This is a genomic window from Sphingopyxis sp. (genome assembly GCF_965227415.1).
Taxonomy (GTDB): Bacteria; Pseudomonadota; Alphaproteobacteria; order Sphingomonadales; family Sphingomonadaceae; genus Sphingopyxis.
This window is the reverse complement of the sequence record NZ_OZ245749.1, coordinates 3,482,624-3,497,143: the sequence shown is the minus strand read 5'-3', so window position 1 is coordinate 3,497,143 and position 14,520 is coordinate 3,482,624. Positions and strand designations below refer to the sequence as shown.

The 14,520-nt window shown below is 65.0% G+C and carries 19 protein-coding genes; 12 read left to right on the top strand and 7 right to left on the bottom strand.

The window, feature by feature from the left end; genetic code table 11:
* The first annotated feature begins 156 nt into the window (after nucleotides 1-156).
* The 4 genes from ACO055_RS17015 (at nucleotide 157) to ACO055_RS17000 (ending at nucleotide 3,417) form a co-directional block, all read left to right on the top strand.
* Entirely contained in the window at nucleotides 157-699 is a 543-nt protein-coding gene (locus ACO055_RS17015) for a hypothetical protein (RefSeq protein WP_422060025.1), read from the top strand.
* 185 nt (nucleotides 700-884) lie between these two features.
* Nucleotides 885-1,466 (top strand): hypothetical protein, encoded by a 582-nt coding sequence (locus ACO055_RS17010; RefSeq protein ID WP_422060024.1) that lies wholly within the window; start codon nucleotides 885-887, stop codon nucleotides 1,464-1,466.
* Between the two features lie 94 nt (nucleotides 1,467-1,560).
* Nucleotides 1,561-2,880, top strand: a complete 1,320-nt coding sequence (locus ACO055_RS17005) for a M28 family peptidase (RefSeq protein ID WP_422060023.1) — start codon at nucleotides 1,561-1,563, stop codon at nucleotides 2,878-2,880.
* 105 nt (nucleotides 2,881-2,985) lie between these two features.
* Nucleotides 2,986-3,417 (top strand): PilZ domain-containing protein, encoded by a 432-nt coding sequence (locus ACO055_RS17000; RefSeq protein WP_422060022.1) that lies wholly within the window; start codon nucleotides 2,986-2,988, stop codon nucleotides 3,415-3,417.
* Between the two features lie 146 nt (nucleotides 3,418-3,563).
* On the opposite strand, the gene ACO055_RS16995 is transcribed toward ACO055_RS17000, so the two are convergent.
* The 3 genes from ACO055_RS16995 to ACO055_RS16985 all read right to left on the bottom strand — a co-directional run bounded on the left by ACO055_RS16995 (nucleotide 3,564) and on the right by ACO055_RS16985 (nucleotide 6,527).
* Entirely contained in the window at nucleotides 3,564-4,550 is a 987-nt protein-coding gene (locus ACO055_RS16995; RefSeq protein ID WP_422060021.1) for an MBL fold metallo-hydrolase, read from the bottom strand.
* Nucleotides 4,551-4,689: 139 nt separating this feature from the next.
* The gene (ctrA, locus tag ACO055_RS16990; RefSeq protein WP_422060020.1) at nucleotides 4,690-5,397 is read right to left on the bottom strand and encodes a response regulator transcription factor CtrA; all 708 of its coding nucleotides are present in this window, start codon (nucleotides 5,395-5,397) and stop codon (nucleotides 4,690-4,692) included.
* 194 nt (nucleotides 5,398-5,591) lie between these two features.
* The gene (locus ACO055_RS16985; RefSeq protein WP_422060019.1) at nucleotides 5,592-6,527 is read right to left on the bottom strand and encodes a LysR family transcriptional regulator; all 936 of its coding nucleotides are present in this window, start codon (nucleotides 6,525-6,527) and stop codon (nucleotides 5,592-5,594) included.
* Between the two features lie 136 nt (nucleotides 6,528-6,663).
* Here ACO055_RS16985 and ACO055_RS16980 point away from each other — a divergent pair, with 136 nt between their 5' ends.
* The 7 genes from ACO055_RS16980 to ACO055_RS16950 all read left to right on the top strand — a co-directional run bounded on the left by ACO055_RS16980 (nucleotide 6,664) and on the right by ACO055_RS16950 (nucleotide 10,969).
* Nucleotides 6,664-7,359 carry a pirin family protein gene (locus tag ACO055_RS16980; protein WP_422060018.1) on the top strand — a complete coding sequence of 232 codons (696 nt, stop codon included), beginning with the start codon at nucleotides 6,664-6,666 and terminating at the stop codon, nucleotides 7,357-7,359.
* Between the two features lie 106 nt (nucleotides 7,360-7,465).
* Nucleotides 7,466-8,062 carry an FMN-dependent NADH-azoreductase gene (locus ACO055_RS16975; protein WP_422060017.1) on the top strand — a complete coding sequence of 199 codons (597 nt, stop codon included), beginning with the start codon at nucleotides 7,466-7,468 and terminating at the stop codon, nucleotides 8,060-8,062.
* A gap of 46 nt (nucleotides 8,063-8,108) precedes the next feature.
* Complete coding sequence (locus ACO055_RS16970) at nucleotides 8,109-8,873, top strand: DODA-type extradiol aromatic ring-opening family dioxygenase (protein WP_422060016.1); 765 nt, start codon at nucleotides 8,109-8,111, stop codon at nucleotides 8,871-8,873.
* 24 nt (nucleotides 8,874-8,897) lie between these two features.
* Nucleotides 8,898-9,581, top strand: a complete 684-nt coding sequence (locus ACO055_RS16965) for an RluA family pseudouridine synthase (RefSeq protein ID WP_422060015.1) — start codon at nucleotides 8,898-8,900, stop codon at nucleotides 9,579-9,581.
* Nucleotides 9,574-9,975, top strand: coding sequence for an alternative ribosome rescue aminoacyl-tRNA hydrolase ArfB (arfB, locus tag ACO055_RS16960; RefSeq protein WP_422060014.1), 402 nt, complete (start codon nucleotides 9,574-9,576; stop codon nucleotides 9,973-9,975). The genes ACO055_RS16965 and arfB overlap by 8 nt, the downstream gene beginning before the upstream one ends.
* 8 nt (nucleotides 9,976-9,983) lie before the next feature.
* Nucleotides 9,984-10,574, top strand: a complete 591-nt coding sequence (locus tag ACO055_RS16955) for an SOS response-associated peptidase family protein (protein ID WP_422060012.1) — start codon at nucleotides 9,984-9,986, stop codon at nucleotides 10,572-10,574.
* Between the two features lie 83 nt (nucleotides 10,575-10,657).
* The gene (locus ACO055_RS16950) at nucleotides 10,658-10,969 is read left to right on the top strand and encodes a PilZ domain-containing protein (RefSeq protein WP_422060011.1); all 312 of its coding nucleotides are present in this window, start codon (nucleotides 10,658-10,660) and stop codon (nucleotides 10,967-10,969) included.
* 12 nt (nucleotides 10,970-10,981) lie between these two features.
* Here the strand turns inward: ACO055_RS16950 and ACO055_RS16945 are convergent, their stop codons facing one another.
* The gene (locus ACO055_RS16945; RefSeq protein ID WP_422060010.1) at nucleotides 10,982-11,407 is read right to left on the bottom strand and encodes an EVE domain-containing protein; all 426 of its coding nucleotides are present in this window, start codon (nucleotides 11,405-11,407) and stop codon (nucleotides 10,982-10,984) included.
* Nucleotides 11,408-11,530: 123 nt separating this feature from the next.
* Here ACO055_RS16945 and ACO055_RS16940 point away from each other — a divergent pair, with 123 nt between their 5' ends.
* Complete coding sequence (locus tag ACO055_RS16940; RefSeq protein WP_422060009.1) at nucleotides 11,531-12,460, top strand: isopenicillin N synthase family dioxygenase; 930 nt, start codon at nucleotides 11,531-11,533, stop codon at nucleotides 12,458-12,460.
* 157 nt (nucleotides 12,461-12,617) lie between these two features.
* On the opposite strand, the gene ACO055_RS16935 is transcribed toward ACO055_RS16940, so the two are convergent.
* From ACO055_RS16935 to ACO055_RS16925, 3 genes are read right to left on the bottom strand one after another with little or no spacing between them, the layout of a single operon-like run.
* A complete protein-coding gene (locus ACO055_RS16935; RefSeq protein WP_422060008.1) occupies nucleotides 12,618-13,022 on the bottom strand; it encodes a ribose-phosphate pyrophosphokinase in 405 nt (134 codons plus the stop codon).
* On the bottom strand, nucleotides 12,998-13,816 hold the full coding sequence (locus ACO055_RS16930) for a DUF1295 domain-containing protein (protein ID WP_422060007.1): 819 nt from the start codon (nucleotides 13,814-13,816) through the stop codon (nucleotides 12,998-13,000). The genes ACO055_RS16935 and ACO055_RS16930 overlap by 25 nt, the downstream gene beginning before the upstream one ends.
* Complete coding sequence (locus tag ACO055_RS16925; protein ID WP_422060006.1) at nucleotides 13,813-14,442, bottom strand: lysophospholipid acyltransferase family protein; 630 nt, start codon at nucleotides 14,440-14,442, stop codon at nucleotides 13,813-13,815. The genes ACO055_RS16930 and ACO055_RS16925 overlap by 4 nt, the downstream gene beginning before the upstream one ends.
* Nucleotides 14,443-14,520 lie beyond the last annotated feature (78 nt).

Genomic DNA, 14,520 nt, shown 5'->3' with positions numbered 1-14,520 from the left:
CACCGCGTCCCGAGAGCCCGCCATCCGCAAGGATGGCGGGCTTTTCCTTTGGTCGCATGTCCGCACCGGTTCAGCGGCGCGAAAGCATCGACTTCGTATGCACGCCGGATTGCGGGACGGACCGTCCTTTGCCCGCTGCCGGGGAGTGTCCCTTCGATGCGTAAATTGACCAGCTTTGCGACTGCGACCGCGATCGTCCTGACCTCGCTGGCCGCTGTGCCCGCCGAAGCCCGCCAGCGCCATTATGGCGGCTGGGGCTATCGCGACCGCGACCATATCAGCACTGGCGAAGTCATCGGCGGGCTGCTCGTCCTCGGCACCATCGCGGCGATCGTCGGCTCGGCAAGCAAGGACAAGGCAGAGCGTCGCAACGACCGTTATGATCCGCCCTATCGCGAGCCGCGACAGGACGCCCCCAATTACGAGCCGCAGCGCGACGAAGCCGAGCCCTATGGCAGCGGCACCACCGAAGTCCGCCCCTATGGCAAAGGCGAAGCCGAAGCCCGCGCCTCCGATGCGTGCAGCTGGGCGGTCGAAAGCGAGATGGGCGACGATTCGCGCGTCGACAGCATCACCAAGACCGAGCCGAACAACGGCGGCTGGTACGTCACCGGCACCGCCTCGCGCCTCGGCGGCGACGTGCGCAGCTTTGGTTGCAGCTTCGCCAACGGCCGCGTCGTGGACGTGCGGTTCAACTGACGCTTTGCGAATGTCAGGCAAAGGCCTCTCGCCCTGCGGCGAGGGGCCTTTACCTTTATGAACGCCAGCAAAACCAAGGCTGAACCTCAGATAAGCAAGGGGTTCAGCACCGCGTCACCGCCGAATCGGTAGAAAGATTGCAACAGGCCGCAACGGTTGCCGCCTGCGCATTTGGAGACCGAACCATGGCTATCAAAGCTACCTTTACCAAGGCCGCGATTGGTGCGGCCACCGCTGGCGCAATCTTGATGAGCGCCGCGACTCCCGCGATCGCGCGCGATCGCGATCGCGATCGCGACGGTATCAGCGCGGGCGAAGTGATTGCCGGCGCCGTCGTGCTCGGCGGCTTGGCCGCTATCCTGTCGGCCGACAACGACCGCGGCGGTCGCTATGACAACCGTTATGACAATCGTTACGACGACCGCTACGGCAATGATGATCGCGGCGACTATCGCAGCGGCGGGCGCTACGACGATGCGCGCTACGGCTATGGCTATGACTATAATCGCTATGGCAACAGCCGCGCCGCGGTCAGCCAGTGCGTCAGCGCGGTCGAAAACGGGACGCGCCGCTATGGCCGCACCGACGTCACGCAGGTGACCGGCATCGACCGCAAGCGCGACGGCTATCGCGTCAAGGGCCGCGTCGTCGTCACCGACGGCTATGGCGGCCGCTGGGGTCGCGGCGGGTCGTACGACAGGGGCAAGTTCAGCTGCGACATCCGCTATGGCCGCGTGCAGGACATCAGCTACTCGGGTCTGCGTTAAGCCCGACCGCCTGAATTGAATCTCGAGGCCCGCCCGTGGAGACCCCACGCGGCGGGCCTCTTGCGTCGGGCGCATACGCGCCGCATGAAGCGGCATGATCAAACCCAGCCTGCTCGCCGCGCTGCTTCTTGCTGCACCCGCCACCGCTTTCGCGAACGACGAAACACCCGCCGCCGATCCCGCTCGTCTCAAGATGCTGGTCGAAAAGCTCGTCTCGTTCGGCACCCGCCATACGCTGTCGTCGGCGACCGATCCCAAGCGCGGAATCGGCGCGGCGCGCAATTGGGGCGCCAGCGAATTCGAGCGCTTGTCGAAAGCCTGCGGCGGCTGCCTGACGGTCGAAAGGATCAGCGACCGGTTCGAGGGGCCGCGCGCTCCGGCGGGCGTGATCGTCGAAAATGTCCTGGCAATTCAGAAAGGGAGCGACCCGAACCGCGTCATCATCATCGCCGGCCATATCGACAGCCGCGTGACCGATCCGATGAACTTCACTGCCGACGCGCCCGGCGCCAACGACGACGGATCGGGAACGGCGCTCGTCCTCGAAGCCGCGCGCCTGCTGTCGAAGGACAAGCATCGCGCGACGATCGTCTACGCCTTGCTCTCGGGCGAGGAACAGGGCCTCTGGGGCGGCAAGCTGATCGCGCGCCATGCGAAGGAAAAGGGGTGGCAGGTCACCGCGATGCTCAACAACGACATCGTCGGCGGCACCCACGGCACCGACGGATCGATCGTCGACAACCGCGTCCGCGTGTTCAGCGAGGGCATCCGCGCTTCCGAAGATCTGGCCGCGCAGCTCGCGCGGCGCGGCATCGGCGGCGAAGATGACGGCCCGTCGCGCGCGCTCGCCAAGGCGGCGATCCGCGCCGGCGAGCATTATCCCGCGATCGGGCTCGAAGTGCTCGCAGTGCGCCGCCCCGACCGCTTTCGCCGTGGCGGCGACCATAGTCCGTCGCTCGAACTCGGCTATCCGGCGATCCGCTTCACCGTCGGGGTCGAGGATTACGACCATCAGCACCAGGATCTGCGCACCGAAAACGGCCGCAAATATGGCGACACGGTCGACGAGATGGACTTTCCCTATCTCGCGCGCGTGACCGCGCTCAACGTCGCGCTCGCGTCCGAACTCGCCGACGCGCCCGCGGCGCCGGCCAGCGTCAGCATCGACGGCGCGGTCAGTTCGAACACGACGATCCGCTGGACGCCTGTCGAGGGCGCCGCCGCCTATCGCATCTATTGGCGCCGCGCCGACCGCAGCGATTGGTCCGACAGCCGTCTCGTCCCGTCCGACAGCGGAAGCGAGCTGATTCTGAGCGGCGTCATCGTCGACGATAATTTCTTCGGTGTTTCAGCGGTTTCGCCTGATGGCAAGGAAAGCATCGTCACATTCGGCGGCCTTCCGCCCGCGTCTTAATTATCGAACACGGCAAACGAAAATTTACCTTCGCGCGTTATGGCATCGATGGGACCAAAATAACCGCCTGGCGTGGGAGCAGGGCGGAAAGAATGTTGGTCGTCCATGCCGAATCCCGAGGCAACCGCCTCAGCCTTAGCCGCCGAGAAGCGCCAGCCGCGACAGTCGCGTCTGGTAAAGGCTTCGCTCGGCTGCCAGCGACTCGGACGTTTCGACGTGACTTTGCGCAATGTGTCCGAAACCGGCGTCGGCGGCGTGGGTCCGCATGCGTTGAATATCGGCGAGCGCATCACTGTTTTTCTGCCAGGACACGAACCGATGCTCGGCACGGTGCGCTGGGTGGTGGACAAGCGTTTCGGCGTTGAAACCGACAAACCGGTTGAAACCGTCCGCCTGCGCGCGTCGCATGGCGATGAATTGCGCTCAGCCGACAGCATCTCCGATTTCCAGATCGTCCCCGCACCAAAGGTCGACACCTGGCGCCCGGGCGTCACACGCGCGGCGAATCTGCCGGGCCATTTCGGGCGGAAGCGGTGAAGGGAATCGAAGGGCCTGTCGCGGCGGCAAGCGGCCATCTCCCCGCTTTCGCGGGAATGACGAAGGCAGGATATACAGCGGCCGACTAGCCGCAGCGACCGAATCCCCCTCCCGCCTGCGGGAGGGGAGAAAAACCCGCCCCCTAATCAGCCGAAATCCGCGACGTCTGCCGGGTGGAGGGCCACAAAGCGGCCGGGATCGATACCGCGTGCCATCAATCCGGCCGACAGGCGCTCGGTCGGATCGGTGCGGGTTTCGTCGGTCAGCTTGAACGTCCCCCAGTGCATCCCGACCGCCGCTTTCGCGCCGGTGTCGAGCATGATCTGGATGGCCTCTTCGGGATCGCAATGCTGCGCGGCCATGAACCAGCGCGGATCATAGGCGCCGATCGGCAGGATGGCGAGATCGGGCGCCCCGAAGCGCGCATGGATGCCCCGGAAGATATTGCCGGTGCCATAGCCGGTATCACCCGCGAAATAGACCAGCTTACCCGCCGCCTCGACCATGAAGCCGCCCCACAGCGCCATGCGCCGATCGCGCAGCCCCCGCGACGACCAGTGCAGCGCAGGCACGATGTGCGCCTTTGCGCCCGGAGCGAAGTCGATCGCGTCGCCCCAATCGCCGGTCTGAATCCGCGCCTTGGGCAGGTGGCGATGGACGATGGCATCATTGCCGAGCGGCGTGACGATCAGCGGATCATGGCGCGCGTGGAGCATCCGGAGCGCCGCCATGTCGAGATGATCATAATGGTTGTGCGACAGCAGGATCGCGTCGATCGGCGGCAGCGCGTCGAGTTCGATCCCCGGCGAGGTCACGCGCCTGGGACCCGCAAAGGCAAGCGGGCTTGCCCGATCCGACCAGACCGGATCGGTCAGGATATTCAATCCGCCAAGCTGGATCAGCAAGGTTGCATGGCCGACCATCGTGACGCGCAGACCATCCACTCGGACATCGGGAACCACGGGCACAACCTCGACTGCCGAAGGCCAGGGCGTGTCGGGCGCCGTGCGCCGCCACCGCAGGACATCGCCGAGCGACCGGTCGGTCTCCGGCTCGCCCGCAGGATTGAGGAACCTGATCCCGTCGAAATGGTCGGAGAGGGGCCCCTGATAATAAATGTTGCTCGCGGGCATGTCGGGGCTCGGCCTTTCTGATGATCGAACGGCCGATATGGTCGCGGCTCGTCCCGCAACAAGAAGCGCCCGCACAAAAGAAAACCGGCGCGGATCGCTCCGCGCCGGGTCCCCCGTTAAAACTCGATGGTGAAGCGGCTCAGGCGACCCGGCGCACTTCATTCCCTTCTTCGTCGATATCGCGAAGAACGTAACCGCGGCCCCAGACCGTCTCGATATAATTTTCGCCGTTGCACGCGAGCGCGAGCTTCTTGCGCAGTTTGCAGATAAAGACGTCGATGATCTTCAATTCGGGCTCGTCCATGCCGCCGTACAGGTGGTTCAGGAACATTTCCTTGGTCAGCGTCGTGCCTTTGCGCAGGCTCAGCAGTTCGAGCATCTGATATTCCTTGCCGGTCAGATGCACGCGGGTGCTGTCGACCTCGACCGTCTTGGTGTCGAGATTGACCGCCAGCTTGCCCGTCTTGATGACGCTCTGGCTGTGGCCCTTCGAGCGGCGGACGACCGCATGAATGCGGGCGACCAGCTCGTCGCGATGGAAAGGCTTGGTGACATAATCGTCGGCGCCAAAGCCGAACGAGCGCACCTTCGAATCCATTTCCGAAACGCCCGACAGGATCAGCACCGGCGTCTGCACCTTTGCGGTGCGGAGCTTTTTCAGCACGTCATAGCCGTGCATGTCAGGCAGATTCAGGTCGAGCAGGATGATGTCGTAATCATAGAGCTTACCCAGGTCCAAGCCTTCCTCACCCAAGTCGGTGGTATAGACATTGAAGCCTTCGGTCGTGAGCATCGTGTCGATCGCTTTCGCGGTCGTCGGCTCGTCCTCGATCAGCAGTACGCGCATTGGGCACCCCTTGATTGTTCCCACGATGGCCCCGCGAACCCGATCGCATGACCCCTTGGATGCGCCGACCGAACCCCCGTTGCGGGACTGCCGGAACATTAACCATGAAAGCAATGAAGGGAAAAGGTTAATTTTGATTTAACCCGCAGGAATCCACGAGTCGCGGCCAATATGTCACAGCCGATTCGTCGACCTCACGCTTTCCGCATCGCCAGATACTGCTCGTGGGCGCCGGTGCAGGACAGCTTCAGATTGTCGACGAGATAGTCCGACAGCGCGCGCACGCGCGCCGGGCGCAGCCGCGATGGCGGCGAAAGCAGATGCAGATAGGCCTGCGGCAGCGACCAGTCGGTCAGGATCTGAACCAGCTTTCCCGACGCCAGTTCTTCGGCCGCGATGAAGTCGGGCAGCACCGCGACCCCGCCGCCCGCGACGAGCAGCGGGACGACGACATCGCCATTGTTGGTGAACAGCGGACCCGATGGCAGCACCGTCGCTTCCTCGCCCTCGCGATGGAAGTGAAGCGGCGTCGCGCGCTGGCGATGGCCGTAACCGACGAGCCGGTGCCCGGCGAGTTCGAGCGGATGTTTCGGGGTGCCGTGCTTCTGCAGATAGGCCGGGCTCGCAAGCACCGAGGCCGCGACCGGCGCGATCGTCCGCGCGAGCAGGCTGGAATCGGCGAGCGGCGCAATGCGCAGCGTCAGGTCGATCCCTTCGGCGACGGGATCGTTGCGCGCATCGCTCAGCAACACCTCGATCTCGACCGCCGGATGCTGATCGAGGAAGGCCGCAAGCGGGGGGCCAAGCACCTTGATCCCAAAGCTCATGGGGGCCGCGAGGCGGATCGGCCCCGCCAGGTCGACGCGGTCGCCGCGCGCCGCCTCGGTCGCCGCGGTGGCGGCGGCCACCATCGCGCGCGCCTCGTCGATCAGCCCGGCGCCCGCAGTCGACACCGCAACAACGCGCGAGCTGCGGTGGAGCAAGGTGATGCCCAGCGACGTTTCGAGCCGCGTCACCGCTTTCGACACGCTCGCCTTGGATAATCCGAGGGCCGCCGCCGCCGCAGTGAAGCTGCCACCGTCGACGACCGCCACGAAACAGGCCCAGCCTTCATAATCGGGAAGCGACATAATGACTCCAAAATGGAAACAATGGTTTTCCATCTACGCTATTTTAGAAACGATCGTAATCCCTATTTTGTCTTCAACAGCTTCCCCCGGCCCTCGCCGATAAGGGGAAGGTCGCCAAGACAGAAAGGATTGCCCCATGATCGACATCCGCAAATTCGACACCCTGGGCCACGCCAACCACGGTTGGCTCGACGCCCGCCACCATTTTTCCTTCGCCAACTATTATGAACCCGATCGCATGGGCTGGGGCGCGCTGCGCGTCTGGAACGACGATGCCATCGCAGCGCAGGCCGGCTTCCCGCCGCACCCGCACCGCGACATGGAAATCATCACCTATGTCCGCACCGGCGCGATCACGCACCGCGACAGCATGGGCAACACCGGCCGCACGGCGGCGGGCGATGTCCAGGTGATGAGTGCCGGCACCGGCGTGACGCACAGCGAGTTCAACCTCGAAAATGAGGAAACGACGCTGTTCCAGATCTGGATCATGCCCGATCGCGACGGCGGCAATCCCGGCTGGGGCGCGCGCCAGTTTCCCAAAAATGATCGCTCGGGCCAGTTCGTGACCCTCGCGAGCGGCATCGAAGGCGATGAAGCGCTGCCCATCCGCGCCAATGCCCGTGTGGCAGCAGCAACGGTCAATGCGGGCGAGAGCGTCTCCTATGACCTCGAAGCCGGACGCCACGCCTACCTTGTCGCAGCCAAGGGCCGCATCCGCGTCAATGGCACGGACGCCGATCCCCGCGACGGCATCGCACTCCGCGATGTCGGCACGATCGAGGTCGAAGCGCTCGACGACGCCGAACTGGTGCTGGTCGACAGCCTCTGAAGAAACTCCCTCGGGCCGCCGTCTGTCCCCCTCCCTGTTGGCGGCGGCCCACCCCTTTCCTTTCAAGCCACCCTTTCCTTTCAAGTCAGTCCCAAGGAGTAGTATCATGACCCATATCCTTCGTATCGATGCCAGCGCCCGCAGCCAGGGCTCGACGACCCGCAGCCTGACCGACCACCTCGTCGAGCGCCTGCTCGGGCAGAGCTATGGCGCCAAGGTCGTTCACCGTGACCTCGCCGCGACCCCGCCCGCGCTGCTCGACGAAAGCTGGGTGTTCGCGAACTTCACCGACGATGCCGAGCGCAGCGCCGAACAGAAGGCCGCGCTCGCCAGCTCGGACGCGCTGATCGCCGAACTCGAGGCCGCCGACACGATCGTCATCGGCGTGCCGGTCTATAACTTCGGCATTCCCGCCGCCTTGAAGGCATGGGTCGACCTGATCGCCCGCGCCCGCCGCACCTTCCGCTATACCGAAACCGGCCCCGAAGGCCTGTTGACCGGCAAGAAGGCCTATCTGGTCGTCGCCTCGGGCGGCGTGCCGGTCGGCAGCGACTATGATTTTGCGAGCCGCTATATGCTTCAGGTGCTCGGCTTCGTCGGCATCACCGACGTCACGGTCATCGATGCCGGCCAGCAGATGATGGACGAAGGCGCCGTCAACCGCGCCACCGCGACAATCGACGATCTGAAGCAGGCAGCCTGACCCGATGCGCCGTCTCCCGAGTCTATTCCTTTCGCATGGCTCGCCGATGATGGCGCTCGAGCCCAGCCCGGCGCGGACTTTCCTCGCCGGGCTGGGCACCCGCCTGCCGCGCCCTCGCGCCATCCTGGTCGTGTCGGCGCATCATGATGCAGCGCACGAAGGCGGCCGCGCGACCGTGACCGCCTCGGCTGCACCGCCAACGATCCACGATTTCGGCGGCTTTCCCGACGAGCTGTTCGCCATGCGTTATCCAGCACCCGGCGATCCGGCGCTCGCACGGCGGATCGTCGATCTGTTCACAGGCCACGGCCTTGCGGTCACGCCCGATCCCGACCGCGGCCTCGACCATGGCGCGTGGGTGCCGCTGTCGGTCATCTACCCCGACGCCGACATTCCCGTCGTCCAGCTGTCGATCGCGTCGAATGCATCGCCCGAATGGCACTATGCGCTGGGTCAGGCGCTCGCGCCGCTGCGCGACGAGGGCGTGCTGATTATCGGGTCGGGCAGCATCACGCATAACCTGCGCGCCTTCTTCACCGCCCGCCCGGCCATCGGCGCCCCCGCGCCGGCATGGGTGAGCGACTTCACCGCCTGGGTTGCGGGGCGCATGGAAGCGAACGCCGTCGACGATGTGCTGCACGCCGTCGAGCGCGCGCCACACGGTCGAGACAATCACCCGACCCCCGATCATATCCTGCCGCTGTTCGTCGCGATGGGCGCTGGTGCCGACGAGCGCGGCCTCATGGCCAAGCGCCTGCACGACAGCACAACCTACGCGGTGCTCGCGATGGACGTTTACGCTTTCGGCTGACCCATGGTCCGCCTATAGCGCGCCATGCTCCTTTCAGACCGCATCCTATTCCTCGACGGCGAGGCGATCGTCATCGACAAGCCCGAGGGCCTGCCCGTCGACCGCCCGCGCGACGGCAGCATCAGCCTCGAGAACCATCTCGACCTGTTGAAGTTCGGCTTCAAACGCTGGCCGCTCGCGGTGCACCGGCTTGATCGCGACACCTCGGGATGCCTGCTCCTTGCCCGCAATCCCAAGGCGCACGGCCGTTTCACCCGCGCCTTCGAAGGCCGCGAGGTCGAAAAACAATATCTCGCGATCGTCGATGGGCTCGTCGAAGGCGACAGCGGCACGATCGACCTGCCGCTGGCCAAAGTATCGACCGCCGAGGACGGCTGGCGCATGATCGGCGATCCGAAAGGCAAGCCGTCGGTCTCGCACTGGGAAAAGCTCGCCGTCGTCGATGGCCGCAGCCTGCTCCGCTTCCGCCCCGAAACCGGCCGCACGCACCAGCTGCGCGTCCACGCCCTCGAAGGCCTGGGTTTTCCGATCGTCGGCGATCCCGTGTACGGGCGCGGCGGCACCAAGACCCGCACGATGCTGCATGCCGAAAGGCTGGTCGTCAAACGTGACGTCAAGCCGTCAATAATTGCCGAGGCGCCCTTCCCCGACCGCTTCCTCGCGCTGGGCTTTGCGGCGCCGGAGGGAGCGGAGCCAACGCGTGGCTGAGATCCCCGAAAGCGCGATCAGCGAGAAGTTTCTCGCGGGCACGGGACCCGGTGGTCAGAATGTCAACAAGGTCGCGACGGCATGCCAGCTCCGCGTCGACGTCTACGCGCTCGGCCTGGCGCCCGACGTTTTCAAACGGCTGAAGACGCTTGCGGGCAGCCGGATGACGACCGAAGGCGAACTGATCATCCTCGCCCGCCGGTTTCGCACGCAGGAGGCGAACCGCGCCGACGCCCGCGCGCGGCTGAACGAGCTGGTCGATGCCGCGCTCGTCCGCCCCGAACGGCGGATCAAGACCAAGCCGAGCAAGGCCGCCAAGGCGCGCCGCGTCGACAGCAAGAAGGCGCGCAGCACGGTGAAGGCCGGCCGCGGCCGTATCCGCAGCACCGACTAGCGCGCGCGATGATTCTCTATCGGCTCGACGCGTCAGCAGCCAGGATTTCCGCCACGTTCGGCGTCGAAGCGGGCGATGATCCCTGGTCCGGCGACTATGTCGCGCCCGGTCGTCCCGCACCCGTCATCGTGCCCGACAGCCGCGGCGGTCCGCGCCGCTATTTGCGCCCAAAGCTGTGGGGCGTGCCGCCGCCGCCGCGCGGGACGCAGCCCGTGACCACGGTCCGCAACCTGTCGAGTCCCTTCTGGATCGGCACGCTACGCCACCCCGAACTGCGCTGCCTGATCCCCGCGACGAGCTTTGCCGAATGGTCGGGCCCCGACGGCGCGCGGCGCCAACACTGGTTCTCGCTCCCCGGTCGACCGCTCATCGCTTTCGCCGGAATTCATCGCCAGAGCGACGATTGGCCAAGCTTTGCGGTGCTCACCACCGACCCCAACAGCCTCGTCGAACGCTATCAGCCGAACGCGATGCCGGTGATCCTGCATCCTGAAGATCATGAGCGCTGGCTGACCGCCGAATGGCGCGACGCATCGCAGCTGGTGACCGCCTATCCCAGCCATTTGATGACGGTCGGCAATGCCCCGCCTATGACCTGAATTTTCACCATGTTTCTTCACTTTGCGATAACCAGCAAGGCGGTAAATCCAGCGAATCAAACAGACCGGGTGGGATTCGCAAAGTGCTGACGAGAACAAAAGCCACGACGCAGGGACGCCGCTCCGAACGCGCCACCGTGCAAGCCCGCGCACGATTTCGTGAGCCGGGCCTCAATCCGTTCGGCGCGGAGCTGTTCGACCTGTCGTCGACCGGCTTTCGCATGGTGACGTCGTTCCGGCCCGGGATCGGCAAGCATATCTGGGTCAACCTGCCGGGGCTTCAGCCGCTCGAAGCTGTCGTCCGCCGCGCCGAAGGCAATAGTTACGGTTGCGAGTTCGTCCATCCGCTCCACCCGTCGGTGGCGCAACATATGCAGATCAAGCTCGGCTGCTGATCGGCGGCAAGTTCAGCCTTCGGGCTTTTCCGACTTTTGCAGGATATGCTTCCACTCGTCGGGCGTGACGCGCCCGACCGACAGTCGCGACTGGCGGATCAGGTCCATATCGGCCAGCTTCGGATCGGCCTTGATCGCCGCCAGCGTCACCGGATGCTTCAGCGCACGCACCGGTGCGACGCGGACGATGACCCAGGGCGTGCCCTTTTCGGCGGTCGGATCGGGCGAGGCAGTCTCGATGACCTTCATGATCCCGACGCATTCCTTGCCGATATTGCTGTGATAGAACAGCGCTTCGTCGCCGACCTTCATCGCCATCAGATTGAGCTTCGCGGTGTGATTGCGCACCCCGTCCCACATCCCCGTACCGTCCTTGACGAGCTGGTCCCACGCATAGGCGTCGGGTTCGGATTTCATCAGCCAATATGATTTTGCCATGCCGCTCTCTTAGCAATCGCCGCCGGTTTGAAAAGAGCGAGCCTCTTTCCCTCCATCGTCGACGGTCCTACATGCGGAAGCCAGAGTCGCGGAGGCCCGGCCCCGCCTAAAATGGATGATGATATGACTGCCGCTGTTCCGACCATTTCGATGTCGCTTCCCGCCGATCAGTTCGCAAAGGATTTCGGAGCCTCGTTCGAACGCTTCGGCTTCGCGATGATCACCGACCATGGCATCGACCCAGCACTGATCGACGAAGCCTGGGACAAGGCCAAAGCCTTCTTCGCGCTGCCCGAGGACCAGAAGCGCGGCTACCACATTCCCGGCGGCGGCGGCGCGCGCGGCTACACGCCCTTCGGCACCGAAATCGCCAAGGGCGCAAAGGAAGTCGACCTCAAGGAATTCTGGCACGTCGGCCGCGATCTGCCCGCGGGCCACCGCCTCGCCTCGCAACAGCCGAACAATGTCTGGCCCGCCGAAGTCGATGGCTTCCGCGCCGCCTATGACAAATTATTCGCCGAGTTCGACCGCGTCGGCGGCCGCCTGCTGTCGGGCATCGCCCGCTACCTCGGCCTCGCGCCCGATTTCTTCGACGACACCGTCGCCGACGGTAACAGCGTGATGCGCCTGCTCCATTATCCGCCGGTCGCGGCGCCCGCGAAGGGCATCCGCGCCGAAGCGCATGAGGACATCAACACGATCACCCTGCTCTTGGGCGCCGAAGAAGCCGGCCTGGAAATCCTCGACAAGGACGGCAGCTGGCTACCGGTCAGCCCGCCACCGGGGGCGATGGCGGTCAATGTCGGCGACATGCTGCAGCGGCTGACCAACAACAAGCTGCCCTCCACCACCCACCGCGTCCGCAATCCCGACGCCGGTCGCGCCAGCGTCGCGCGCTATTCGATGCCTTTCTTCCTGCATTTTCGCTCGGACTATCCGATCGAGACGCTGGAAAGCTGCGTCAGCGCCGCGCACCCGAACCTCTATCCGACGCCGATCACCGCGGATGAATATTTGCAGGAACGGTTGCGCGAGATCGGGCTGAAAAACTAGTCCGGGGTGACCAAGAGGAAAAGTCGGCCTTGGAGTAGATTCTCTGCGGTTCGTCATCCCGGACTTGATCCGGGATCCACCGCGGCGTTGGGGTCCTGGAACCCGGATCAAGCCCGGGGCGACGATGATCGAGGGCGTGGCAACCGATCGTTGGCAGTCACCGCCCCTGCCAATAATCGAACACCACCTGCTGCTGCTCGCGGATGAACCGCGCCGCCGCCGCGCCCTCCCACGGGCCGTGATAGCCGAGCAGCAAAGCCGTCCCGCCGACCCACCAGCCCTGCCCCGGCAGGCGGTCGCTTTCGCGCACCAGCAGCACGGCAAGGTCGGGCTCGCCGTCGAGCGCGGTGAGCCGGTCGACTTCGGCGAGTGCCTTGCACACGGCGCGCATCTTGGGCCGCGTGAAGCGAAACCCCAGGTCGCCGAGCAGTTCGGAATAGCTGACGCTGCGCCCTTCGCGCGCGGCCGCGGTCAGGATCGCGCGGATGCGCGGCGCGTCGCCGAGCGCGCCGGCATCGGCGGGCGTCGCCTCGCTTCCTAGGCCTTGGTCTTTGGCGGCCATGGAACGAAGCCCGAGGTACGCTGAACATAAGCAGCATAGTCAGGCCGCGTCTTGTGCAGCCCTTTTTCGAGCAGCGCCTTGCCCGACCATTTGATGAGGGTGAAGGTCAGGAACAGCGGTCCGATCACGCTCGCCAGGGCGACGCCCCAGCTCAGGTCGGCGGCGACCAGCCACAGTCCCCACCAGGTCAGCGCATCGCCGAAATAATTGGGGTGGCGCGTGTAGCGCCACAGGCCGGTGTCGAGCACCTTGCCCTTGTTCGCCGCATCCTTGCGGAACCGGTCGAGTTGCGCGTCGCCGATCGTCTCGAAACCAATCCCGACCAGCGCCGCCACCACTCCGGTCAGTCCCGCTATTCCGACACCCGGTGCCGGGTCCGCCGCGCTCGCCCAGATGCCGATCTGCGCCGGCAGGCAGGTAATGAACAGCAAAGGCGCCTGCGTGAGGAAGACGGTGAGCAATGCGACCTTCGCCCAGCTCCATGTCTTCGCCTCCATCGTCCGCGCCATAATCCTGGCATAACGCGGGTCCTCGCCATGCGCGCGCCAGCGGAAAAAGAGATGCGCCGCGAGCCTCAGGCCCCACAAGGTCGTCAGTCCGAGCAACAACCGGCCGTGCAGTCCCTCGCCGCCCGTCTGCCAGGCGCTGCCCCACGCCAGCAGCACCATTCCGAACGCCCAGAAGGCGTCGATGAACGAGACGTCGCGGATCAGAGTGGAAATCCACCACAGGGTCAGGATCACCGCGATCAGACCGGCGAAGTTGAACCCAAGCATCGCCAACGCATCGCTCATCGGCGCGCACCTTCCTCATCCGTCCCGACAATATCGTCGATCGACCGCACCGCCCGCTCGGGGAATTTGGGAATGCAGCTTTTATAGACGTCGAGTACCTTCATCATGTCGGCGCGGAAATCGCCTGTCGGCCAGATCAGCGGACCGAGCCCGCCCGTCTTGGTCCCATAATCCATCATCCCGACGACCATCGGCACCTTCGCCGCAAGCGCGATCTGGTAAAAGCCGGTGCGCCATTTCTTCGCCTTGCCGCGCGTTCCTTCGGGCGCGACGGTCAGCATGAATTCGGCGCGGCGCGCAAATTCATCGACCATCTGCTGCACGGCATTGCTCGCATTCCTTCGATCGACCGGAACGCCGCCCATCTGCTTCATGAACCCGCCGATCGGCCATTTGAACAGCGACAGCTTGCCCATGAAATGCGCCCGCACGCCCAGGTCGGCGGTGAGGCCAAGATAGTTCACAAAGTCCCAATTGCTCGTGTGCGGCGCGGCGATGATGATGAAGCGCCGTGGCTCGGGAATCTCGCCAACCGCGGTCCAGCCGCGCATCCGGTAGAGCAGCAGCAAAAACCGCCGCACGGCGCGCGCCACCAGCCCCGGTGGATCGTCTTCGATACGCGTCACTCACTCTCCCCTTCTCCCGCCCCCGATTGCGCGAAAGCATCGCCGTGCGCAAGCAGCTTGCGGCCATCGGCGCTTTCT